Annotated in this window: 19 protein-coding genes; 12 read left to right on the forward strand and 7 right to left on the reverse strand. The window is 46.6% G+C overall.

The window, feature by feature from the left end; all coding sequences use genetic code 11:
* The first annotated feature begins 211 nt into the window (after positions 1 to 211).
* Positions 212 to 2,272, forward strand: coding sequence for a serine/threonine-protein kinase (locus QUA97_RS07175; protein ID WP_333194143.1), 2,061 nt, complete (start codon positions 212 to 214; stop codon positions 2,270 to 2,272).
* Positions 2,273 to 2,530: 258 nt separating this feature from the next.
* Here QUA97_RS07175 and QUA97_RS07180 read toward each other — a convergent pair whose 3' ends face one another.
* Complete coding sequence (locus tag QUA97_RS07180) at positions 2,531 to 3,169, reverse strand: transaldolase family protein (RefSeq protein ID WP_333194145.1); 639 nt, start codon at positions 3,167 to 3,169, stop codon at positions 2,531 to 2,533.
* Positions 3,170 to 3,700: 531 nt separating this feature from the next.
* On the opposite strand from QUA97_RS07180, the gene QUA97_RS07185 reads away from it, so the two are divergent.
* Positions 3,701 to 3,925, forward strand: coding sequence for a hypothetical protein (locus QUA97_RS07185; protein ID WP_194010447.1), 225 nt, complete (start codon positions 3,701 to 3,703; stop codon positions 3,923 to 3,925).
* A gap of 129 nt (positions 3,926 to 4,054) precedes the next feature.
* Here the strand turns inward: QUA97_RS07185 and QUA97_RS07190 are convergent, their stop codons facing one another.
* Both QUA97_RS07190 and QUA97_RS07195 read right to left on the reverse strand, forming a co-directional pair.
* Complete coding sequence (locus QUA97_RS07190; RefSeq protein WP_194010446.1) at positions 4,055 to 4,714, reverse strand: SanA/YdcF family protein; 660 nt, start codon at positions 4,712 to 4,714, stop codon at positions 4,055 to 4,057.
* Positions 4,715 to 5,609: 895 nt separating this feature from the next.
* Positions 5,610 to 6,293 (reverse strand): DUF1345 domain-containing protein, encoded by a 684-nt coding sequence (locus QUA97_RS07195; RefSeq protein WP_333093450.1) that lies wholly within the window; start codon positions 6,291 to 6,293, stop codon positions 5,610 to 5,612.
* A gap of 194 nt (positions 6,294 to 6,487) precedes the next feature.
* Between QUA97_RS07195 and QUA97_RS07200 the strand changes: the two genes are divergently transcribed.
* From QUA97_RS07200 to QUA97_RS07240, 9 genes are all read left to right on the forward strand, one after another.
* Complete coding sequence (locus QUA97_RS07200) at positions 6,488 to 6,742, forward strand: hypothetical protein (RefSeq protein WP_333093449.1); 255 nt, start codon at positions 6,488 to 6,490, stop codon at positions 6,740 to 6,742.
* A gap of 181 nt (positions 6,743 to 6,923) precedes the next feature.
* Complete coding sequence (locus QUA97_RS07205; protein WP_333117753.1) at positions 6,924 to 7,895, forward strand: Hpt domain-containing protein; 972 nt, start codon at positions 6,924 to 6,926, stop codon at positions 7,893 to 7,895.
* A 362-nt stretch (positions 7,896 to 8,257) separates the two neighbouring features.
* On the forward strand, positions 8,258 to 8,722 hold the full coding sequence (locus QUA97_RS07210) for a Fur family transcriptional regulator (RefSeq protein WP_194067121.1): 465 nt from the start codon (positions 8,258 to 8,260) through the stop codon (positions 8,720 to 8,722).
* 79 nt (positions 8,723 to 8,801) lie between these two features.
* The gene (locus QUA97_RS07215; RefSeq protein WP_333093446.1) at positions 8,802 to 8,951 is read left to right on the forward strand and encodes a hypothetical protein; all 150 of its coding nucleotides are present in this window, start codon (positions 8,802 to 8,804) and stop codon (positions 8,949 to 8,951) included.
* Positions 8,952 to 9,294: 343 nt separating this feature from the next.
* On the forward strand, positions 9,295 to 11,547 hold the full coding sequence (locus QUA97_RS07220) for a hypothetical protein (protein ID WP_333093445.1): 2,253 nt from the start codon (positions 9,295 to 9,297) through the stop codon (positions 11,545 to 11,547).
* 40 nt (positions 11,548 to 11,587) lie between these two features.
* Positions 11,588 to 13,546 carry a DUF3685 domain-containing protein gene (locus tag QUA97_RS07225; RefSeq protein WP_333194149.1) on the forward strand — a complete coding sequence of 653 codons (1,959 nt, stop codon included), beginning with the start codon at positions 11,588 to 11,590 and terminating at the stop codon, positions 13,544 to 13,546.
* A gap of 267 nt (positions 13,547 to 13,813) precedes the next feature.
* Positions 13,814 to 14,299 carry a CRR6 family NdhI maturation factor gene (locus tag QUA97_RS07230; RefSeq protein WP_333093443.1) on the forward strand — a complete coding sequence of 162 codons (486 nt, stop codon included), beginning with the start codon at positions 13,814 to 13,816 and terminating at the stop codon, positions 14,297 to 14,299.
* A gap of 777 nt (positions 14,300 to 15,076) precedes the next feature.
* Positions 15,077 to 16,609: a phytoene desaturase family protein gene (locus QUA97_RS07235; protein WP_194067125.1), complete on the forward strand. Its 1,533-nt coding sequence runs from the start codon at positions 15,077 to 15,079 to the stop codon at positions 16,607 to 16,609.
* Between the two features lie 335 nt (positions 16,610 to 16,944).
* Complete coding sequence (locus QUA97_RS07240; RefSeq protein WP_333194152.1) at positions 16,945 to 18,159, forward strand: FAD-dependent oxidoreductase; 1,215 nt, start codon at positions 16,945 to 16,947, stop codon at positions 18,157 to 18,159.
* Positions 18,160 to 18,438: 279 nt separating this feature from the next.
* On the opposite strand, the gene QUA97_RS07245 is transcribed toward QUA97_RS07240, so the two are convergent.
* Entirely contained in the window at positions 18,439 to 19,311 is an 873-nt protein-coding gene (locus tag QUA97_RS07245) for a pentapeptide repeat-containing protein (RefSeq protein WP_194067127.1), read from the reverse strand.
* Positions 19,312 to 20,401: 1,090 nt separating this feature from the next.
* Positions 20,402 to 21,079, reverse strand: coding sequence for a 5'/3'-nucleotidase SurE (gene surE / locus QUA97_RS07250; RefSeq protein WP_333194155.1), 678 nt, complete (start codon positions 21,077 to 21,079; stop codon positions 20,402 to 20,404).
* A gap of 99 nt (positions 21,080 to 21,178) precedes the next feature.
* Here surE and QUA97_RS07255 point away from each other — a divergent pair, with 99 nt between their 5' ends.
* Positions 21,179 to 22,612, forward strand: coding sequence for a DUF3370 domain-containing protein (locus tag QUA97_RS07255; protein ID WP_442922491.1), 1,434 nt, complete (start codon positions 21,179 to 21,181; stop codon positions 22,610 to 22,612).
* A gap of 234 nt (positions 22,613 to 22,846) precedes the next feature.
* Here QUA97_RS07255 and QUA97_RS07260 read toward each other — a convergent pair whose 3' ends face one another.
* Both QUA97_RS07260 and QUA97_RS07265 read right to left on the reverse strand, forming a co-directional pair.
* A complete protein-coding gene (locus QUA97_RS07260) occupies positions 22,847 to 24,133 on the reverse strand; it encodes a dihydrolipoamide acetyltransferase family protein (protein ID WP_194067974.1) in 1,287 nt (428 codons plus the stop codon).
* A gap of 179 nt (positions 24,134 to 24,312) precedes the next feature.
* Positions 24,313 to 24,753, reverse strand: coding sequence for a YlqD family protein (locus QUA97_RS07265; protein WP_194011841.1), 441 nt, complete (start codon positions 24,751 to 24,753; stop codon positions 24,313 to 24,315).
* Between the last annotated feature and the right edge of the window lie 317 nt (positions 24,754 to 25,070).

A 25,070-nucleotide genomic window follows, 5' to 3' on the forward strand; every position in this document is an offset into this window, starting at 1 on the left:
CAAAAAAACCGAACTAGATAAAAACGACTAATCGAATACGGTAGGGCATACCGGAATTGACGCTTGAGGAGAAAACACCTCTACCGAAGGCTGGAGCAATCCAGTTGCCAGTAAGTGAGTTCGCCCAAGCAAGAATCTCAGTCACAACACAGTGCTGAGAATGCCCGAGTAAAACTTGATAGAGCAACCTCAATCAGGGTTATGTGGCTTCGTGAGTTATTGCCTCAATCCCAAATGCCCGAATCCCTCCGATCCAGCCAACTCTGGTAAACCCGCGTGTATCCACTGCGGGTCAGAACTTTTGTTGCAAGGTCGATATCGCCTAGTCGCGCCTCTCGGAAGCGGCGGCTTTGGCAGAACCTTTGAAGTAGACGACAACGGCACCCGAAAAGTGATCAAAGTCCTGCTCAAAGAACATCCCAAAGCTGTAGAACTGTTTAAGCAAGAAGCCGACGTATTGGTCAGGCTGAGACATCCAGGAATTCCAAAAGTCGATCGCGACGGTTATTTTACATTTTCGCCAGCTCACAGCACAGAGTCTTTTCACTGTCTGGTGATGGAGAAAATTGCTGGTGCAAATTTGCAAGACTGGTTGAAACATCGGGGCCGCCCGATCAGCGAACAACAAGCTCTCAACTGGCTCAAACAACTGTCGGAAATTTTAGACCAAGTTCACCGACTCAACTATTTTCATCGAGATATCAAGCCGCACAACATTATGTGCAAGCCCAACGGGCAGTTAGTGCTGATTGATTTCGGGACTGCTAGGGAAGTGTCGGCGACTTATTTCGCTAAGGTGGGCCAGGGACAAAATGTCACTGGTATTGTTTCCCCTGGCTACACACCGCCGGAACAAACTAATGGCAAAGCTGTTCCGCAGTCCGATTTTTTTGCTCTGGGTCGCACTTTTGTTTATTTGCTGACAGGGAAGCCGCCGACTGCGTTTCCCGAAAACCCGCGCACGGGCCGATTAATGTGGCGCAAGGGAGCTCCTCAAGTTTCTGACCCCTTGGCTAATGTGATCGACTACCTGATGGCACCTTTTCCGGGAAATCGACCTCAAAGTCCGCAAATGGTTTTGCAGTGCTTGGAGGAAATTAATCTAGACGCGGCAGAAACTCAGTTGCCAACTCAGTTACCGACGACGGGGCAAACTAAAATTCGCGCAAGTTCCGCCGGAGCTGGGGCGACGAAGCAGAGTTTGATGAAGCGCCTCAGACCTCTGAATTCGGGCTTGAACAAGGCCGATAAAAATGTTTTTGATTGGAAAAAGAAGTTCCTCTCAGGCGCTGCTGTATTGATGCTGGGTATTGGTGCGTCTCAAATTTACGGTTCGATGCGTTACGGGTTGTTTCCGGCAAACCCGGTGTGGCTGCTTTCTAGTTTGCCTAGCAGTAGGTTTTTGGAAAGAAGTTTAGATAATGTCGGGAGTGTAAATGCGATCGCCCTGTCGCCCGATGGTAAAACTTTAGTCAGCGCCAGCTTTGGGACAATTAGGATGTGGAACGTGAAGACGGGACTACTCGTGCGGACTCTGAATGGGGTGCATTCTAAAAAATCGGTCAAGTCGCTGGCGGTGAGCCCGGATGGCTCGATTTTTGCCAGCGGTGGCGACGACAAGAATCTGATTTTGTGGGATTTGAAGACTGGGCGGCGGATTCGGACAATTGCCGCTCACCAAGCCGCCGTCAACGCCATCGCTTTTAGCAGTGACAGTAAAACTCTGGCTACCGGCAGCGATGACAAAACTGTGCGTTTGTGGAATACCAAAACCGGCAGCAGGTTGCGGACTTTGGCCGGCCACGCTGGAGGAGTAAATGCGATCGCTTTGAGCCGGGACGGTACAACTCTCGCTAGTGGCAGCCAGGACAAGACTGTGCGTTTGTGGAATCTCGGCACCGGAGAAGTCAGAAGAATTATCACAGGTCACGGGGGCCCGGTTAATGCTGTGGCTTTTAGCCCGAACGGGCAAATTGTGGCTACTGCTAGCACCGACAATACGATCCGTTTGTCGAACGTGCAAGACGGGAAGCGCACCCGCACTTTTAAAGGGCATTCGAGCTGGGTGAGGACGATCGCCTTTAGCCCGGACAGTCGCACTTTGATCAGCGGGGGCGGAGATATTATAGTTTGGGATTTGAAGACAGGAAAAGAAAGAAGCACTCTTTCTGGTCACAGTCAGTTTGTGAGTTCGGTTGCTATTTCCAGAGATAGCAAGACTTTTGTGAGCGCCAGTCCCGATCGCACTATTAAGATTTGGCGAATGCCATAGTCAGCAGTCAGTAGTCATTAGTCATTAGTCATTTGTTAATATTGATACTCCAGGACGCACATTTGCCTTGCTCAACCCGGTTTCTACGAAAAAATATCTGGTTTATTAACCATAAATCTAGGAATCAACCGGGTTTATAGCTCCCCATGCGTCCAGGACTGAGTTATTCTAAACCAATGACCAATGACCAATGACCAATAACTAATCCCCTATTTGCAATTTTAAAATAATCAATAGATTATGCAAATAAATTTGGTATTATCCAAAAATTCCCCGGCCGTTTTTCGCAAATTCATCAACTGTTTGCTGGGACAATTCGTGAACTGCGATCGCCTGCAACACGTCAAAAGGCAATGTCAAATGATGTGCTCCAGCTAACAAAGTTTTTACCGCTTCTTCCGGCGATTTAATGCTAGCTGCCAAAATCTCAGTATTACTTCTCTGCAACACATTTGCCATATCTTGCACTAAGGAAAAACCGTCTCCCAATAATCTGGTGGCGCGATTCACGTAGGCGATCGCATATTTGGCCCCCGCTTCTGCCGCCACAACGGCCTGGGCGGCACTGTAAATAGCTGTCACCGCACAAGGAATTTCCCCCGACAAATAAGCTACTGCTTGGAAGCCCGCCGCTGTTGCTGGAATTTTCAAAACTGTTTGCCGCCCGATCGACTCAAAAGCACCCTTTCCTTCTGCTACCATGCCATCAAAATCAGATGCCGTTAGCTGATAGTACACTTCTCCAGAAGTCAGTTGTGCCAGTTGTTTTAGTGTCTCATCAGCAGATAGCTCGCTTTTTGCCAAAAGTGTCGGATTAGTAGTAATTCCCGCTATCCATCCGAACTCGATCGCCCGTGCGGCAGTTGCTATAATTGCAGTATCAACATAAATTGCCATCGGCTCTACACCTTTAGTTTCTTAATAATTTCCAGACGCTTGGTTTCAGCTTGAGATAAATTTGAGCAAAATTCATTAGACAAGCTTTAACAATATCAGAATCTCGGAAATCTTACTCTTAAGTAAATATAACAATTCAGTGATGTGCATCACAAGCAGTAGCGTGCGAGCCGAGAATGCGTAAGATCGTGTCTGCAGTCACGACTACAATTAAATTGGTTTTGTAGTGACCAGATGAGTCCCCAGAAAATTCACAAAACTAAAATCCTCACTACCAACGCGCCGCAGGTTATTTCCCCGGACATAATACAAGCTGGGAATTTAACAATATTTACATCAAAAAACCAGGTTTTTGAGGGAAAGTGCATAAGTTTTGATGAAGATAACTTATAAATGAGCTCAAAGCTTAGAAGTTTGTTGGTAATTGTGATTGTTGGGTACAGAAAAATTTAATTACCAAATCCCGGATACACATAAGTTACATTTGTAGTAGGGGTTATGTATGCGATCGCTCCAGGAGGTGACTCAGAAATGACCGAACAAGAAAATCAGCAGCGACAAGTCAGCCTTGAGACATTTTCGGAACAAGTCCCGTTAGAAGAACCAGCAGTCGCTGAAGAATCCTCGATAAATCTGAATTCGGAAACTCTGTCTCAATTGGTTGAAAATAACGCCGAAGACCGTATGAAGGCTCTGGGCCGTTTGATGATGGTGAGCCTAACTTGGTCGCTGGCAGGACTTTCCAAACCCAAGTAAGCTGTGAGTTGGATTGAGAATTTTGCTTCAATCAAAACTTACGGCTTCTTTTTAAGCAAATTAGTTCGATCGTTCGGACTAAATTCCTCTATCTAAGGACTTAACTCTTCAGCCCATCGCCCATATTTTTTATTTTATTCCTTCAAACGGCCCCAAAAAAGTCGGTTTGGGACGGGAAACGCGCACTTCCCAAAGCGCTTTGAGGACTGCCAAAAATTCGCGAAAACTGTAACGGATCATGCTAGATTGGCGAAATTTCCCCCAATCGGGGGTTCCTAAGCCGATCGCCTGTACGCCCAACTGGCGACAGGTATAAACAGCGCGGGCTATGTGAAAGTTTTGAGTCACTAAAACAGCCTGGGTGATGCCAAAAATCTCTTTCGCCCGATAGCAGCTTTCGTAAGTGCTCAAACCAGCATAATCGAGAGTGATATTATTTAGCGGTACGCCCTGTGCTTGGGCGTACTCCTGCATTGCTTTGACTTCGTTGTAATCTGGGCTGCTGTTGTCTCCTGTCATCAAAATTTGGCGCACTCGCCCAGTTTTGTACAAATCGACCGCCGCTTGTACTCGATCGGCTAACATTGGAGTCGGAGTGCCATCTTCCCAAATTCCAGCACCAAAAACAATGGCGATAGGTTCTGCTGGAACCTTAGCTATATCGCTGTGACGGTAGTTGCTGGTAACAAGTCTGACGTAGTAGTTGAGCGCTAGGGATGTGAGCGCACAGGCTAGTATTAACAGCGGTAAGGCTAAGCGCAGTTGCAATAGAAACGATTTAAGTACCATAAATTTAAGCTTATTTGAGGGAACTTTTTCGGGAGCATCTCCGGGTTGACAAAAAGCATTTTTTTTTACAGTGCGATCGTCTCCGCTCGCAATTATTATTATACAACTCGCTCTTCGGGGACAGCAATCAAGCAAAAAATAATTTATCCAATGCAGGAGATGCGTCCTTAAACTAACTGTCTCATCGCTTTATGGTTGAAAAACAATATTGACGATATTGCTAAGTTATGCGGCAAATACAGCGTTAACAATCGCAGCCAAATAATCGGGCGTTGCTGAGTTAGAGTATGAACGGCTAAATATACAAATCCCACAACTAACTACTGTTTACAAAAAATCTGAATTTTTCTACGGTTACTTTTGAACTCGTGTTCGGTCGATTGACAGATTTAAATCAGGTTCGTAGTGCGGAATTTAGTCCGCACTACGAACGAATAATTTTTGTTGGCAAGGAATAAAAAGTTAATAACTTAAGCGATTACTCGTTACTTTCGCTCTGCCTTCTTTGATGTGGCAACCTACAGGAGAGATGACTGTAGGAGGTGCTTGAATTATTAAGTTTTCGATCCTAATTGACCGGATGCGATCTCATATTCCGATCGAGCAACTCGATATTTTTCCTATTCATACTTTAACTCAGCAACGTCAACAATCGAGATCTTCAAAGCGATTAAAATTGTGCAAAATGCTAGTTGCTATAATTTTGGTTGTTATTCATATTGCGTCAGGCAAATCTGGGTAATTTGGCTAAATTTATTTCAGAATATCCTTTCCGGTTCCATTGAAATTATATTGTTCGATCTGCAATCGTGGGAACGATGATAGCTAATAATTTCTATGCTAGCGAATTTCATATAATACCAATTTTTCTGTTTGCCAATTCTACTGATTCCTATCAACTCAATCCAGCAATAATATTGACGCTCATAGCCAAAATAGCAGTGTTAAAAAAGAACGACAACACGCTGTGAAAAAGCACGAGATACCTCATGGAACGAGAAGTTGTCTGCACGTCTGCAACCTGACAAGTCATCCCAATCCCAAAGGAGAAATATAAAAAATCTTTGTAGTCTGGTTCCTCGTCGCCGGGAAAATCCAAACCCTTCGCCTGCGAATGGCTGCTGTGCTGCTTGCTGCTGTTTCCGTAGTAGCTGCGGGCATAGTGCATGGTGAAAATAGTGTGAACCTGCATCCAAGAGCCAACAATTGTCAGCACAGAAAGCCCCAAGTGCAAAAATAGCAAATGGGGGGGCAAGCCTTTGGTATCGCGCAGCAGGAAGACGATCGCCAACAAGCTAGCACAAGCGGCTGCGACGATCGTACTCAAGATAGTCAAGCGACCTGCATCCAACTGCTGAGCGTGGTGGCGCATCAGTTCTGGAGTGCCTTGCAGCATCAGCATCCAAGTTAAAATTAGGAAACTGACAGCGCCCGCGTTCCAAATGCAAAGCATCCGAGTCAGCAGGAAATAGTCAGGCGGCAGGACAACAGTAACTGCTATAGCGAACAGAACAGACACCAAAAGGCGGTGCCGGACGCTCCAAAGCCAGTGCATTTTGGATAAGCGAAGGTTTTTCACTACGATTCAAGATTAAGTTAGGCACAATCTAGATTAAAAAATGCCAATTACTGCTATCTTGCCAGGAACTCCCCAAAAAAAGGTAAGAATTGATAACGCGCAGCACAGAAAGGATGTTTCATGCCTTTTGATAGATCGATCGATCTCAACATTTTCGGTACAGTGGGACAAAATATAAATTGTGGTTTGACACTATGGCATCCTCCCAACCCCTCACAGGCCTTGAATTGATCGACTGCGCCAAAGCAAACGCCCAACAAGGAATCGTCACAGCCGCGCAGCTTTGCGGCTACGAAGCCGACCTCAACAGCTTCCAGCGGGAATTGAAACAGGCTTGCCAAAACATCGGCGTTGAAGTTAAGGAATTGAGCGATTTAATTACGGATCAGCAGATGATGAAACAAGGCAGGGGCATTGAAATCGCTCCCGATACTCCTTCAGAACTATAGGTTTAATCTGCACCGCACCAGTTTTACAGATTCAGACTGGCCCGACAGTATTTTGAGCCTGCTAGGTTAGTCAGGCTAGAATATTTTGCATGGAAGCTTCTGACTTTTGGCAGGAGTCCTGTTTCCTCCCGCGAAGATGGTGCTTTCTGGAGGGGGGGCTGAGATTGTTAGGAGAACTGTCGTGTCAGATCAGCAAGATCGAATTATGCGTTTGTTTATCGAGGAGGCTAAGGAGCACCTCGATACTCTAGAAAATGGTTTAGTGGATTTGAAGTCCACGATGAAAGACCCCGAAAGCGTTCAAGAGATGTTCCGAGCCGCCCATTCCGTCAAAGGAGGGGCGGCGATGCTCAGTTTGGATAGTATCAAAACAACCGCTCACCGCTTGGAAGATTGTTTTAAGGTACTCAAGGACGGGCCCGTAAAGCAGGTTGACCAAACGGCAGAATCCCTATTTTTAAAGGGAGTTGATACGCTTAAAGATTTGCTGGCGCGACTGGAAGGGCCTTTTGGTTTGAGGAATGAAGAGGGAGAAAAACTCGTTCAACAGGTGATGCCAGTTTTTGCTCAACTGGAAACTCATCTCAAAAACTTGGCTGCGGGTAAAGTTCCGGCTGCTGCTGCGGTGGCTCGCGGGGCCGGGGCCGCTCAAACCGCGGGCGGTGTGCCGGCGAATTTTGCTGCGGAAGTGATGGTTTTACTGAAAGAAATGTTGCAGGGGTTCAAACAGAAAGAATCGGCTGCTAGTCGCGAGCAGTTGGCGGCTGTGTGCGTTCGCCTGTATAAGTTGGGAGGTAAAATTGAGACTTGGCAAAATTTAGTGAAAATAGCTAGAGGGGCGATCGTTAATCCCAAAAACTCTTATAAAGTCTTAGCTCCGCTGATTATCAAAGAACTCAAGGAGGCTGGGGATTTGGTGCAAGGGGGGAAAGTTAAGACGATCGCTCCAAGTAAAAATTTGCTACTTTTGGCAGCAAGCCCAAAAACTGTAGAAGCAAGCGCCCCAGCAACCGCAGCACCACCGGCATCGAAGGAAGTAGCTCTTCCCGCCGACCCGAAGGCGGTAGTAAAGCTTTTGCTCAAAACTTTCAACAAAAAGCAACTTTCGGAAATCGCCAAGTTACTGGTTCATGCTATCAAATCCTCGAAATAGGAGTTGTTGCAGTAGAAAATAAGGTCAAAGCAATATTTTTGAGACGGAAATTTTCTGCTGCGTGCTCACAGCAGGCTCGTAGACTTGAGTTGCACAAGTATTCGATCGATCTGTCAACCGCAGATTTCCAGCGTACAAACACTGATGGACGCAGATAATTCAATAATTGAAAGCGATTGAGTGCAACTCTGGTGTAGTGCAGCAACGGTTAGTCGATAGGGGCATTGAAGATTTACGGATTTTTGATTTTTGCCTTCTATCTTCTACTGTTGGGCAACCCTGCGTTAGAATTTAGATATTAAGATCGGCGTGCAGTATTGTACCAGAATTAAACATCGAGCAGGCTCTAGAAGGCGGTAGCTGTGAAACCAATTCGTTCATTAGAAGATGCTTTAAACCGCTGTCAGGCGGCGGGAATGCGCTTGAGCCGCCAGCGTCGATTTATTCTAGAGCTTTTGTGGGATGCAAAAGAACACCTATCGGCTCGAGAAATTTACGATCGCCTGAACCGACAAGCGCATTCGATCGGTCATACTTCTGTTTATCAAAATCTGGAAGCCCTTTCGAGAGAAGGGATTATTGAGTGCATAGAACGCTCGGAGGGACGCTTGTACGGGAATGTCAGCGACTCTCACTCTCATGTCAACTGTCTGGATACGGCTCAGATTCTCGACGTTCATGTGGAATTGCCGATCGAGTTGATCGAACAAATTCAACAGCAAACTGGTGTCAAAATTGTAGACTACCGGATAGATTTCTACGGATACCGCTCGGCCGGGGCAGAGGCGGAAGCATCGAGTGTTAGCGAGACACCAAAGGCTTTTTAACCAGAAATCCCTAGGCTGCCTGCTGTTAAAGCAATGTTGGAAATAAACCTGTCGGCAGTATAAAATGATTTCAGTATGATTGCTCTGCGCCCGACGGCGATCGATCGCCGTCGGGCGCAGAGCAATTCTGTACGTTCAACAGTTGACTGCTGAGCTGGGACAGTTACTTCGGGCGATCGCGCGAGGAGATTGTCTGTTAGGGAAATTAATTTTTCCTTGCACGCTATAAGGGAGAGGCTTTAAACCCATTTTTTCGGGTAAAAAAGTTAAAACTTTAGTGAAACTCCCTAATTCAAAAGCAGAGTCAAATCTAAAATCTAAAATCTACTGACGGGGCTTAATACAGTTTTTTCTGCTAAACTGCCAGCGAGAGCTGTGAATAACAGTTTGATAACTGGTATGATCTACGTGCTTACAGAGCCTAAAATACTCCAAAGCCAGCAGTGGGGCGGGACACAAACCTCACTATAAAATGCCGTAAAGGGAAAGATTGCCAGTACCTTGAAGGAAGTTCTCGATCTCCTTAACAGGAGTCAGAATCCCACATCACAATCTATGGATTTGATGTGGGAGTGTCACGCATAGAGCGCATTACAGGACAAGCTGAAGTAATGGCGAGACGACAATCTGACCAATTCCACAGAGCACCGCAGTACAACCCATCACCCAAGCCGACAGCACAATTGAGTGCAGAGGCGATAGGCGATGCGAGTACCTCAGCAAGGGTGCTGCCGAGCAACGAGGGCAAGAGAACTTTTTGGCAGTGGCAGCTCATCTGGCTGAGTCTCCTAGTGGGATTTGGAGTCACCGGTGCGGCCGCATTCCTGTGGTTGCTGACTATGCCTCCACCACCAAATTGCCAACAACTGTCGCCGCTGGCGGCGGATGGAGAGCGACTTTACTGCGCTCAACAAGCGGCTAAGTCGGGAAAACTAGAACAGCTAGAATCGGCAATTGCACTGGTGCAGGCTTGGCCCAAAGAACACCCGCTATACTCGCAGGGGCAACATTTGATCGGAGAATGGTCAAAAGCCATGCTGCGTTTTGCCAGGGCAAAAATTGAGCAAGGGGATTTGAAGGGGGCTCTGGAGATTGTGGCGAAAATTCCCAAAACCAGTCCGTCTTACCCAGATGTAGAGGAAGCTGTTGCTGCTTGGGAAAAAAATTGGCAGGAGGGTCAAAAACTCTACGATACAGCCTTAACAGCTTTGAAAAGCGAGGATTTAAAGAAGGCTTGGGATTACGCTCAAGCTTTGTTCAAGCTGGAAAATATTTTCTGGAGTCAGAAGCGCTACAACGAGCTGATCCAGCAGATTTCTTTGGAAAGAAACGGCTGGCAGCGCTTGCAAGAGGCGAGAGATTTGGCGCAGGATGGGACTCCGCAAAAGTTCGCTGAGGCGATCGTCCTAGCTCGTAAAATAGACTCGCAGCTTTTTGCGCGCGCGAAAGCAGAGAAGGAAATTGAGGGTTGGAGCCGGACTTTGCTGGCAATGGCTACTAAGCGGTTGGAGGCGAAAGACTTGCCGGGGACGATCGAGGCGGCTTCTGTCGTGCCACAAAATACGCCGCTGTTTGCGGAAGCTCAAGATTTGATGCAGTTGGGTAGAGCTCAGGCGGTGACGTGGAATCAGTCGATTTCCACACCGCTACCACAACATATTTTTAGTTTGCTCGAAGGGCAGGGCGCTGCTAGCCAAATTGCTCCGGGCCGCCCTCTGTACAAGCAGGCTCAAGTTCAAATTGAAAATTTACAGGTGCAGTTTCAAGATTTGGTGCGGCTGCAAATGGCGAGCACGATCGCTGATTTTGGTCAGATAGGGGCATTTCAGGTAGCGATCGCTGAAGCGCAAACCATCGGCCCTTCTCAGCCGCGGCGGATTCACGCTCAAACTTTGGTGGCTACTTGGCGCCGGGAAATTCAGCGGATCGAAGACAAATCTTTTGTGACTCTGGCGAAGCAGTTGGCAGAGTCGGGAACGGTTGAAGGACTCAAGGGCGGCATTGCTCAGGTACGTTTGGTGGCTCTCAACCGGCCCCGGAGAATAGAGGCGCAAACTCTCTTGGCTCAGTGGACGAAACGCATTGAAGTGATTGAAGATCAGCCTTTTTTGGATGAATCTATCGCCCTGGCGAAGGAAGGAAAACTGAGCGCGGCTATTGATAAAGCTTCGGAAATTAAGAGCGGTAGGACTCTGTACGCCAAAGCTCAGGATAATATCTATCAGTGGGTGAGCGAACTGCAAATTGCTAGAGACAGACCGATTCTGGATCGAGCTGCTGAATTGGCGTCTCAAGGTAGTCTGTCGGCGGCGATCGATATGGCTTCGCAAATCGGTTACGGTAGAGCGCTGCATTCAGAGGCGGCAGGGGCGATCGGGCGCTGGAGTGCCGAACTCAGAGCCAACACTGCACCACCGCCTGAACCCGCTCGCGAGTACGCACCAGCACCACGACAGGAGGAGTACGCGCCAGCTCCGCGACAGGAAGAGTACGCACCAGCACCGCGACAGGAGGAGTACGCGCCAGCTCCTGAACCTGAACCTTACTATCCGCCCGCCAGACAAGAGGCTCCGGCTCCGGCTCCTGAACCTTACTATCCTCCAGCGAGGGAGCCTGAACCTTACTATCCTCCGGCGAGGGAGCCTGAACCTTACTATCCTCCGGCGAGGGAGCCTGAACCTTACTATCCGCCCGCCAGACAAGAGGCTCCGGCTCCAGAGCCAGCTCCGGCTCCAGCTCCAGAGCCAGCTCCGGCTCCGGCTCCGGCTCCGCCGTCGATTCCTGAATCAGCCGGGCCTCCTGATGCTAATTTGCTCCCCGAGTAATTGGGTTTTCTGGCGATCGACCTCTAACATCTAAAATCGAGTGAGTAATTTGCAACTGCTGTCGATCGATAACGACCCCATTTTCCGGCTGGGATTGCGAGTCGCCTGCGAACAATCTCCAGACTTGGAGGTTGTCGCAGAGGTTTCGACTGTCTCGGAGGCTGTGGAGGTTTTAGAAGCTCGCTCCCTCGACTCTGAAGTGGCCGAGAAGCCCCCAGATTTGGCAATTTTGGGTGTTGAGACCTTAAATTTGCGATCGGGTCAAGATTCGGCGCTGGCAGCTTGTGGCGAACTCAAAAGTTTGTACCCTAACCTGCCGCTCTTGCTGCTAGGCGAACCGCTGACACCGGAGTTGTTGGCGGTCTTACAAGCTGCGGGCGCGAATGGCTATTGTCCTAAAGGTAGAGATATTTCTGTGACAATGGAAGCTATTCGCGCGGTTGGTTCGGGCAGCACTTATTGGCCGGCGGATGCGACAGCTAACTCGACAATACAACTAAATTCAGCCGTAGTTGCAGCAATAGAAAACTCAGCAGCAATTGCTGCTGAGGAAAATCTAGATGATCCGATAGTCGATCGCCCTTTACGCCAAAACATCCTGACTGATGCTTTTGTGTCTGGATTGCGGGAAATAGACTCAGCTTTGGCGCTTGTCAAAGCTGATTTAGAAGAGGTGAAAGCGGCAGATGCGACGGATTTGCCCTCTATTTTAGACCGGGTTATAGTCAGCGGACGCCGCCGAGAATTGCTGGCTGCTCGCTGGATTGTCAGTCAGTTATTATTGGAAGCAAGAGGGCGATCGGGTTCCGCTCAAGGTAAAAAGAAGCAAGAGGGCGATCGGGCTTCGCTCAAGGTAAAAAGAAGAGAGAAGGCAGAAGCAAAAGCAGAGAATTTGTTGAATAATTCTCAGTTGCAAGTCGCGAAATCTCAAGTGGCGGCGGAATCTTTGGTGGTGGCAAATGATTGGCAAGGGAGTTTGTTTGATTCGGCGGCTGCTAAATTACAGTTTGATTTGGTGAATTTGACTGGCGTGCCTTTGGAAATCGATATTTTGCGATCGGCTCAAAAGCGCGAATTGATGAGTTCCATCCTGCGGAAGTTAGAGGATTTGCTAGAGGAATTGCGCTTTTCGCAAGTGCAGCCAACTCAATTGTCAGAAAAAATGCCTGCTATTTTGCGGGATTTGTGGGAAGCAACAATCATAGATTTTTTTGGCAAATATTATACGCTACAAACAGAAGAAAATCTGCTTTTAGACAACAGTCCAACAAACTTGAAACTGTCAGAAAATCCAGCGATAACCGCTGCTAATTTATTAAACGGCAGTAGCGTAGAAATGGTGCCGGTGCTGTTGGCAGAAGAAACAGCCGTGGCGGCAGAAATTCTTGACAAAATACCGATGACTGTTGATTTTTTTGCCCATTTATTATTTGAAATTCCTCTGACAGTTGGCAATCTTTCTTGTGTTGCTGGCAGCCCGCAAGCAATGCAGCGAGCGGAAGCTTTGTTAGAAAATTTGGCAATTCAAATTGCTAGCGGAGTAGTGCAGCCCCTACTGAATAATTTTGCAAATATTGAGGAAATCAAGCAAAACTTTTACGATGAAAAGTTGATTTCGACGCGGGAAATTGAGCGGTTTCGGAATAATTTATCCTGGAGATATCGCTGGGATAGCTATTTTGTAGAACCAAAAGCCATTTTTGAAAGCAGATTTTGGCTGTTTGTTTTGGGGGATGCGGGAATTAAGAGAATTTCTATTTATGCTCCGAGAAATCGGGAGTTGGCCCAGCTTTCTGGGTTGCAGTTGGTGTTGACTTTGCTGCTGGAAGCTAGGGATGCGATCGCGCCTAGGGTTCGCGCGGTGATTTCGCTGTTGGGTGCTGCTGTTGTTTATGTTTTGACGCAGGTGATAGGGCGGGGAATTGGTTTGATCGGGCGGGGAATTATTCAGGGAATTGGTAATTCTTTGCAGGATGGCAAATTTGGGAAAAATGGGTAATTAGTTAGTTAGCAGTTGGTGGTTGGCAGTAGTCATTAGTCATTAGTCATTAGTCAGTTGGTAGGGGCAGTGGATGGTGCGTGCCCGCCCTCTTAGTAGTCAGTAGTCAGCAGTCAGCAGTCATTAGTCATTAGTCAGCTAAAATATTTATAGCTGGTGGTATGATAACTAAACGGTATACAGTTGACTATCAAGCAATTGGGTGCTGGACTCCCGGATTTATCTGTGGGATTAATCTAAAACTTAATGTTATAAGGTTGACTTTTTATGAGTATTATGATATCGATTGATGCCGATCGCATAAACAGTTTAGATTTGTCTCCGGTGCGGACTGTGATCGAACAGTGGCTGGCCTCCGGGGCGATCGCCCAAAACGAACAACAGGTACAATTTGAAATTGAGTATCCGCGCGAAGAATTAGATCCGCGAGAAATCTCCGAAATTCCCGAAGTGCGGCTGTGGTTTATCCGCTTGGATGCTTGTTATCCTTGGCTGCCCTTTTTGCTAGATTGGAAAGGTGGAGAATTGGCCCGCTACGCGGCGATGTTGGTGCCGCATCAGTTCCACCGCACCCAAGGCATTCAGTACAATCCTGAAGCTTTAGAAATGTTTTTGATGAGCAAAATCTTTGTGTTGACTGATTGGTTGAACCAGCAGGGAATTCCCAGCAAGTCGAAGTTGATGGCGATGTCCCAAATGTTTGGTTACGATCTAGATGACGCTTTTTTTGATGTCATAGTACCGCACAAATAAGCGATCGGACATCTCATTAATATCATCCTAATTAGGTAGATAAATCTATACCTTAAGACTTACGCACAAAGGTATAAACCCGGTTTTTTCCCTGGTGGGGCGACCTGGAAAGCTCGCCCTACAAGCTATAAATTAGATTAAAAAAGCTTAATTAATCTTAACAGCAACCGCAAAATGGCTTTAATACAATGCTTTAACCAGCGCCATTAGCAATTTTGTTGCTTGACTTCACGTTTTCCTCAGAATTGAGAGTTAGCTTAGATAAATAAGTAGTGAGAATGTTCTTAGGAATGAAACCCATGTGGTCGATCGCATCTTCCTGATGACGTTGTACGGAAAGCTCAGAGGCGACAGCACTGATGACTAATGACTAATGACTGTTGACTGTGAACTGTTGACTGTTAACTGTGAACTGTTGACTGTTAACTGTGAACTGTTGACTGTTAACTGTTGACTAATGACTAATGACTGATGACTAATGACTACTGACTAATGACTGATGACTAATGACTACTGACTAATGACTAATGACTAATGACTAATGACTAATGACTACTGACTAATGACTAATGACTACTGACTACTGACTAATGACTAATGACTACTGACTAATGACTACTGACTAATGACTGATGACTAATGACTACTGACTAATGACTAATGACTACTGACTACTGACTACTGACTAATGACTAATGACTAATGACTAATGACTAATGACTAATGACTAATGACTAATGACTTCTTCCATCTTCATATCGATCGAGGAAATATCCCATGAAAACAGATTACCTCATCGTCGGCAGTGGTTTATCAGCACTGGTTTTCGGAGCTTTGATGGCAAACTCCGGCAAAACCGTACACATCCTTGAAGCTCACGAACACCCCGGAGGCTTTGGCCACACCTTTACAATGGCCAAAAAATACACCTTTAATGCCCAATTCCACTACGTTTGGGACTGCGGCGAAGGACATACAGTGAATCGAGTCCTCAAAAAACTCAATCTCGATCGCGATGTCACCTTTGAACGGTACGATCCGAATGGCTTCGACCACATGAGAATGCCGGGGTACGCACTAGATATTCCCTCGGAATCAGAAGAACTGATCCGCAGATTGTCGGCCCTGTTTCCCGAAGCAAGCGAGAGAATTCGCAAATTCGTCAACGAAGTCGAAAAAACCGGCGAAGGACTCAGAAAACTCGCTCCTCCCGTCAAACCAATTGAATTAATCAAAAATTTCAGCGAGGTATTCTGCGCTGTCCAGCACCTCAACAGCACGCTTCAAGACGTGTTCGACAAATTCCAACTCCCGCAAGCAGCCCAAACCCTATTAGCCTTGCAATGGCCGGACTTTTTGCTACCTCCGAACCAGCTTTCTTTCTATGCTTGGATTGCTTTGTTTCGAGGCTATCAAGAAGGTGCGTTTTACCCGACGCAGCATTTTGAAGATGTCATAAATTCTTTAGTTAAAGTCATTGAATCCAACGGCGGGAAGGTTTCTCTAAACCACGAAGTCACAAATTTTAGGGTGAAAGATAGAAGCGTAACGGGAGTTGAAGCGATGGATTTAACCACGCATCAAACCCATGAATTCACCGGCGACACGGTGATTTGCAACCTCGATCCCAAACGAGCGGCCAAGATGATTGGGGAGGAACTGTTCTCGAAAACAGTGCGGCGGAAACTCGACTACGAGTATTCTGCATCTAATTACATGGTCTACTGTGTTGTCAAAGATATCGACCTGCGAGACTATGGATTTGGTAAGTGGAATACATTTCATTCCGAACATTTGAATCTGAATGAAGCTTTTGCTCAAATGTACGATAAAAATGATTTTTCTAGTCCTAGTTTTGCAATTACCACACCCACTTTACTCACAGAAGCACGGGGGGATTGTCCTGAAGATTGTCAAATTGTGGAATTCCTGACTGTTGCTAATTACAGCTATTTTAAACAACTTTGGGATACCGATCGCAAAGCTTACAGACAGAAAAAACAAGAGATTCTGGACTCGATTTTAGACGTAGTTGAAAAACACTATGTTCCAGATTTTCGCAAACACATGGTATTTCACATTACCGGAAGTCCTACAACTAACGAGCGCTTCTGTTGGTGTCCTAACGGCAATTCCTACGGTTCTAGGCTGACCCCGAAAAACATGGGAGTCGATCGGCTAAATCACGAAACATCCCTCAACAATTTCTATTTCTGCAACGCCTCATCGGGCTATCCAGGCTTTGCGCCGACATTTTGGACGGGGGCGCTGCTTTATCAACGTTTATCCGGCGATGCGATTTTAGGCTAAGGAAAATTGGCAATTGGTTATTTTCCTGTTTCTCTCGTTTTTTTGGCAGAGCCAAGGAATGAATTTCACTCTTGCTCTGCCTCCTCTTAAAAATGACGAGGCACAGCAAGAGTGAAATACGTTCCTAGGTTCTACCTGGAAACGAAAATTTCTTCCATCTTCCATCTTCCTGATGACATTGTACGGAAAGCTCGGAGGTGACAGCACTAATAACTAATAACTGATGACTAATGACTAATGACTAATGACTAATGACTAATGACGGATGACTAATGACTGATGACTGATGACTGATGACTAATGACTTCTTCCTTCTATCAATCTAGGAGCGAACTATGAAAATTGCAATTGTTGGGGGCGGAGCTAGCGGTATGGCCACAGCCTACTGGCTCGATAAACAGAAGCATCATGTTACAGTGTTTGAAAAGCAACCGATTTTAGGCGGACACATACGCACGCTCAATAAAAATGTTTTGCCAAATCAATCTGAATGCAATGAAATATTAGAAAATGGGGTGCTGGAATTTCCCACAGTGTTTTACAATTTTGTGGATTTAATGCAGGAGTTAGGCGTTGAATTAGAACCAGTGCAGATTGGTTCGGCGCTATTTTTAAAAGATGGCAGTCACTTTTTGTCTGCGGTTTCAATCAAAAAGAATTTCACGGGAATTCAACGTCTGATCGAATATTTGCGGCTGGATGCTCTTTATGCTCGTTCGGCTGGATTTATTTTAAAAATGCGGTTTGCCAAACAGCACGATTTCTACGATATCGCGCTTTCTCAGATTTTGAAAAGTTCGTGCATCCGCAACGATTGGCTGAAGTTGTTGACGATGTACAGCTACTCAATACCGTTTGAATTGCTCGACGATTTCCCGGCAGAGTTGGCGATTCCCATGCTGCGGGAATATGCGTTGGTTAACTGGGTAAGGATTAAAGGGGGAGTGTATTCTTACATTGAAAAGATTCTGGAGCGCTTTCAGGGCGATATACTGCTAAATGTGGAGATTGCCAAGATTTTTAGAAGTGCTGATGCTGTAAAAATTGTGCTTTCTGATGGGGAGATTCAGGAGTTTGATAAGGTGGTTTTTGCGATGCCGCCAGACCAAGTAATGAGGCTGTTGGCTGACCCGACGGAGGCGGAAACGAAGCGGTTTGCGGCCTGGAAACCCAATTATGCCACGACGGTGCTGCATTCGGATACTTCGATGTACGATCGCTACGGCATCCGCAAGTTATCAGAATTTGATTTTTTCGAGACGGACAAAGGATGGGGCTACAATGCGAGCTTGAATCAGCTTTGTGGCATTTCGTCACCGCGAGAGTACAGTTTAGCATTTCGACTGGAACAGTCGATCGACCAAAACCAGATTATTCACATTCAAAAACATCATACACCCATGTATAGTGTCGAGTCTTTTCGATACCGAGACGAAGTTATCGAGACTAACGGCGAGAACCACACTTATCATGCGGGAGCTTATTTGGGGGATGGTTTGCACGAAGGAGCGATTACCTCTGCCTTGCGAGTCGCAAAATTAATCGGGTGAGTTGAATAGACTTGAGTTGCACTCTGCATCGCAGACAAAATTGAATTATCTGCATCCATCAGTGTTTATCCGCTGGAAATCTGCGGTTAAGTAAGTCGGTGGGGAAAAACACAACTGTGTTAAGAAAGATAAATGAGGCTAAAACCCCAATCCCTCCTGCATTCTGTCTCCTGACTCCTGCCTCATCCCAACTACAAATATTTACGCCTTTCTACTTAACATATCGAATATTTAGGTAACACAAGTCGAATCAATGCCATAGTAACTTTTCCCGAATGCTTACGCTGCGACACAACCAGTCGCAGTTAAGCAGACATCAAGGCTCACAGATGCGGCCATTGTCGAGCCGGCTAACAAAGTACCCTCAAAGTTAGCTCCCAAGAATGTTGCGCCGCTCAAGTCTGCCTCGCTCAAGTCTGCATAACACAGCCTAGCCCAATCGAGATTTGCCTGCACCAAAGAAACTCCCACCAAGTTCGCTCTGGTTAAATCTGCTCCCTTCAACTGAACGCCGCGCAACTGAGCCCCGCTGAGATTTGCTGCTAACAAATTGGAGCCTTCCAAGTTGACCCCGTTGAGTTTGGCTTCGCTGAGATTGACACCATTGAGGTCTGTCCTGCTGAGATCGATGCCGTTCATGTAAGCTTTCCTGAGATAGATGCCTGTGAGTTGAGCGCCAAAAAGCTTTGCACCGCTGAGTTTTACCTCTGGACAGTGCGCCCAGTTGAGATTTGCTCCCGTGAGGTTTGCTCCCCGCAGGTTGACGAATTGCAAGTCTGCCGTACACAGATTGGCGTTCCAGAGAATGGCGCTCCGCAGGTTGCTACCTATGAGTTGAGCTCCGGTCAACTTGGCCCTGGGGAGTTTTGCTTTGACGAGGAAAGCTCCGCTGAGATTGGCTTTCGTAATATCTGCGTCGGCTAGTCTGGCTTGACCCATTTTGGCAAAACTCAGATTTGCCCTGCAAAGGTTTGCGCCGTTGAGTGCTGCTTTGGTCAGATGCGCCCGACTCAGGTTAGCTCCCGCAAGGTTAGCCCTCGAAAGATTTATTCCGTCCAAGATAGCTCCGCTGAGATTGGCTCCGCTCAGCTCGGCATCTGCAAAGTCTCTTTTGCCATTTTCGTAGTCTTTGAGTAGCTCAGTGACTTCCATAGCGGTTAGATTCCTAATAGCGAAAATTTCTCTAAAAATTCTTAACTCTTAATAAATATTTTATATCTAATCGAGCGGAGGCGATCGCACTTTCGATCAAGCTACAAACTAACTTGATATTTCTCAAGATACTCGGTTTTTTTTGCAACGCTGCGGACAGTTTTGGACAGTCAACCCTAGAAGAGGGGTTTGAGGGGAGGGGTACGAAGGCAGCGCTGGCCGAGGCACGTTATAGGCTGTCCGGTAAATAAAGGGTTTGAGGCTGCGACATCAAAACTGTTCGGTTAAAAGTAATTTCCGACATTTTACCGATGATATCTGTAGATGCTCTTTGTGCAAAATCGGGTCGGTCATCTACCAAAAATTATCAAAAATCAACCGCAAGCAATCTTGTGTCTGCTAAAAATATGCAATGAAATAAGAAATACTTTTGTAGTTGGGACTAAATTTCTCTGAAAATGCTGTGGACTAAAGTCATCACTACAAACCTATTTTATTCAGGGTAATTTAGCGGATACACTCTCAAATCAGTTTGAGGCAACCGGTTTTAAGGGCAGTTAGACAGATGTTTCAATCTATGTTATGCTGAGTCAAAACAGAGGAATCATTATGTCAAAAGAAAGAAAAAGCAACAAAGAAGTCAAAAAGCCCAAGAAACAGCCTGACGCTGCGGCTAAGCCGAAGGATGACAAAAAAAAGTCATGGTAGCAGTGACGGCAGCAAGTAGAGATAGCAGCCGATTTCGGGATGGCTATTAATGCTGTGCAATGGTCATTACTACAATTTCCAACATCGAAATATCCCTTTTTGGGATAATCCGAAAATCTGTTTCTTATGTCATGTGGCTCGAAGAAACTTAATAATCAGATTCGTATGTAGTGAGGAATTTAGTCTTCTGCTTATCAGGATTAAAGTCCTCACTACAAACCTTGTTTATTATTGGTAATTGAGCGAACGCGATATTTTATTTAGGGTATGTGCAGTTCAGTTTTTAGGTATGAATATCAAATGTTTCCTTGCCGCATTTAACACATTCTATTAATTTACTAATAAAAAAATATCTCGATCGCCCAAACAGCTCAAAATCCGCTCATAGAGATATCTCAGTCACAGAAATATTACCGCCAAAACACACGTCAACATCAGTCCCCGCCGCCCGATCGCGATTCCCGTATTCTCCAACATAATAAAAGTATTCTCCCTCCATTTTGTACTCAACCGGCAGCGGCTCAGTCGAAGGCTTGCAAAACACAATTTCCGGTTCCGCACTTCCCGGCGCTAAATGCGGAAAATTTACATTCCAGAAACACCCAGACTTTGATTCCCGTTGCAGCAAATCCGCCAATACTCGGGATGTCCAGCGAGTCGCGACATCCCAGTCAATTTCGAGCGGCCTTTTAATCCGGTGGGAAATTGCGATACCGGGAATACCGTGCATTGCAGCTTCCCGCACCGCAGCCACCGTACCCGAAATGTACACGTCAACGCCCAAATTGCCACCGGCGTTAATCCCCGAAAGCACCAAATCCGGCTTCGCACAAAGGTGATGAAGAGCGATTCGCACGCAGTCTGCGGGTGTTCCCCCCACAGCATACTCAAATTCCGATCGCCGATCGACATGAATCGGACTGTGAGCCGTCACCTGATGCCCGCAGCCCGATAACTGCCCCTGGGGAGCCACCATAATTGTCTTGCCTTCTACAGCCTGCAAAAGTGCCTGAATCCCCGGAGCGTCGATGCCGTCGTCGTTGGTTAAAATTATTGTCATTAAAAAATTGTCGCAGCTCTCAACCAACTTGTGGTAAAGTTTTGTGTCGATCGCCCGATCGAATTATCAGCACAAGTTCAGTTAAACGCGATCGCAGCTATGTTTTTACCAATTCTACCCTTAGCTCAAGCAATTGCCGCACCTCCCACCCAACAGCAACTGATTATCCAGCCAGAAGTCCCCCTACCGGAAAACGAACGGGATGTGCAGCCGCCGCCGCCAAGCAGCAGCCCGCTGAATACTGTGACAGTGCCCCAGCAAGTGCGCGTTTTGCCGGGAAAACTCGACAACATTCCCGTTTTCAACAGCAACAGCCCGGAAGTCGTGCAAACCGAAGGCATTTTGCTCTCCACATTTCCCCAAGAAGGTAAACAAGTACCTTCTGCACACTTAAACTTTCCCTTCAAAAATCGATTTGATATCTTCGCCCACCACATCGCCAAAGCTAAAAATCGCAACGAAACTCGCACCTTATTTCAAGGAATAATTGTCTACAATCCCAACTCGGAACCTGTTACTTTAAAAGTCTTGCAAGGAGCTACCTATTTAACTCAGCCGGATGCGTTGTTTGTCGATTTGCCCTCGTATTTAGAAAATCGATTCGGCACAGTGTTTGCGGGGCCTGGAAGCCGGATTACCAGCGATGTACTGCGGGGGTACAGACAAGCCATTTTGCCCGCTGCGATCGAAATTCCGGCCATGCAGAGCCGAATGCTGATGAATTTGCCGATACCTGTGGGGAATATTAGGCCTGCTTCCAACGGGCGATCGACTTTGATGCGAATGTCGAGCAGCAATTCGGTTTATGTTGCTAGTTTAGCAATGTTTGCTCCTCCAACTAAAAATGGAGTCGAACAATCTCCGACATTAGAACAGTGGGAAAATATTTTAAATACCAAAGGTTTAGCGGGGCCGAGAGATTTGGCACCAACTCCGCAAGACGAAAATCCGCTGCAAAAAATTTACGGCCGCGTGGCGGGAGTAGCTGAAGGTTCGGAGTGGAAAGCTAAAATTACTGATAATTCGAGAACCGATTATTTAACTGTTCCTAAGCGCGGCGAGTCATTTTCCTATGCTCTGAGCACTACGGATACGGGTACTTTTGGAACTGGTCAAGTTCAAAGCGCTAAAATGTTAGCTCGCTATCCCGATACTGCTTATTTTGCTCACGGTAATTACGGGATTCAATACAACTTAACTTTTCCGCTTTATAACAAATCTCGCGAGCCTCAATCGGTGAGTATTAGAATGCAAACACCGATTAAAACAAATACAAAATCGGGGGGATTGATGTTTTACGATCCGCCGGAAAATCGGATATTTTTCCGAGGTACGGTGCGGGTGATATTTAATGACGATACGGGGAAAACTTTGACGCGCTACATTCACATTGTCCAGCGCCGGGGACAGCAGGGGGAACCTTTGGTGAATGTGAATATGAAGCCGGGGGAACGCCGTTTGGTGCAGGTGGATTTTTTGTATCCGCCGGATGCGACGCCGCCGCAAGTTCTGACTGTGCGATCGAGTAATTAGTCAGTAGTCAGTAGTCAGTAGTCAGTTGTTAGTTGTTAGTTGTTAGTTGTTAGTAGTCAGTTGTTAGTTGTTAGTTGTTAGTTGTTAGTTGTTAGTTGTTAGTAGTAATTACGCAACCACTCCTAAAAAACTCATGATTGACAAATCAAAATCACAATTAACAACTAATGACCGATAACTAATGACTAATGACTCCTCACTAATGACTACTGACTAATGACTACTGACTCCTAATTAAAGTGTCAAAGACTGAGGATTTGTCTCAATCAATTTGGCTAAATCTTTCAAGAAAGATGCAGCGTCAGCACCGTAAATTACTCGGTGATCGCAAGTAATATTCACTTGCATTTGGCGCTTCACTCCCATCAAACCTTCCTCGTTTGCTACTACTTGCGGCCGCGAAGAGCCGATCGCCAAAATCGAGCCTTGATTCGGCGGCAAAATCGCATCAAACTTATCTACTCCAAACATTCCCAAATTGGAAAGAGTAAAAGTTCCCGTGCTGTATTCGTCAGGTTTTAGCTGTTTGGCGCGGGCGCGATCGACTAAATCCTTCCAAGTGCGGGAGAGAGAATATATGTCGAGGCGATCGGCATTTTGCAACACCGGCGTAATCAAACCGCCGCCCTCCATCGCCACCGCTACCGCCACATTAATATCAGCGCGGTGTTGAATTCCCGACTCTACATAACAAGCATTCAGCAGAGGATGTTTTTGTAAAGTTACTGCTACAGCCTTCGCCAGCATAGCCGTCATCGTGACGCCCTTCGACTTAATTTGTTTGTAGAGTTTGTCCAGATTATCAGTAGTAATTGTGTAACCCACGCGGAAACAGGGCACGCTCAAACTTGCTTCCATGTTGCGTACCACCGCATTTTGCAGCGCGTTCATCGGTACTCTGTTACCGGAAAGCGCCACTGCTGGGGCTGGTGCGGGTGCAGGTTTGGCTGCTGCGGGTGCGGCTGCTGCGGGTGCGGGAGTTGCGGGGACTGTTACCTGTTGCTGAACCGGGGCTGGTTGGGCTTTACCGGCTGCTGCTTCCACGTCTTCTGCAACAATGCGACCGTTGGGGCCGCTGCCTTTGATCGAATTCAAATCTACTTTAAATTCTTTGGCTAATTTGCGAGCGCGGGGAGAAACGACGCTGCGGCCGTTTTGGCGGCTGACGTTTTGCTGCAAACCTGCTGATGCGGTAGCTGCGACTGGGGCGGAGGCTGCTGGGGCTGGGGCGGAGGCTGCGGTTGCACCTGCTCCTTGTTTCTGAGCTTCTGCAATTTCGGCTTCTGTTTCTGCTACTAGGGCGATCGCGGCTCCCACCGTCGCAACTTCGCCAGCTTGTACAATAATTATTGCTAGATAGCCTTCGTAGAAAGATTCGACATCCATGTCGGCTTTGTCGGATTCAACTACGACTACGGTTTCGCCCTTTTCTACTTTGTCTCCGGCGGATTTGACCCAGGAAACAATTTTGCCCTCTGTCATGGTAGAACTCAGGGCTGGCATGAAAACTTCGCGAATCATCTGTAAAAAGTCCTTTTGATTTGGTAATTGGCGATCGGTATTTGGCGATTGATAATTGGCGATCGGCAATCGGCAATAATTATTATGATGCCAGCCTCTAGTCCGAAGATGTGCGACTATCAACTCAAAATTACATACCAATTACCAATTACCAATTACCAATTACCAATTTCTAACTTCTAAATATCACCTCGAATTTCTTCGACTATGCCGTCGCGGAGTAGAATTTCTACTTGCATTTTTTGAATCAAGTTTTCTCCCATCCCGACGGTGAACGTGCCGTCAATTTGACCTTGACTAACTTCTTGTTCGAGGTCTAAAACCTGTACTTGTTGGAGTTGTTGCAGGTTTTGGTTTTTTTGTTCTAGCAGTTCGCTCTTTCTTTGATTCACTTGCACTTGAATGTTTTCTATTTGCTGCGTTACTTGCGGGCCTGGGGGTTGCAGGTTTTGCTTTTGGATTTCAGAAATCATCCGGCTCCCTTGCATTTCTAGCTGTTGTAGCTGAGAATCTATTTGGTTGATTTGGCCTTGGAGCTGTTGTTGAGCTTCTTCTTTCCAGCGGGGAGTAACGATGACTTTCACGCTAATCGATCGCTTCAAGAGTAATTGTGGTTCCATGTTGTTGCTTGTCAATTATCAAGGGGAATTAGTCATTAGTCATTGGTCCTAAGTCATCCGTCATTAGTCATTAGTTCGCAAACATTTCCTAAGGACTGAGGACTCGGATTCGAGACTAGGGCGTTGGTGTCAACTTAACCTCAAACCTACGATCGGTCTTCTGTCTGGCGATTTAGGCCAGATCCCGCCTAGCCCAGGGCCCGCACGCCCCTAGGTCGGGGGGGATAAGAATCTTCTCAAAGTCAACCCCTCTTCTTAAGGGGGATGCGAGGGGGATCTGGCCTCTGCTATCAACCAGAGATACAAAGGTTTTCAGG

It is taken from the genome of Microcoleus sp. CZ3-B2, from assembly GCF_036705055.1.
Classification (GTDB): Bacteria; Cyanobacteriota; Cyanobacteriia; order Cyanobacteriales; family Microcoleaceae; genus Microcoleus.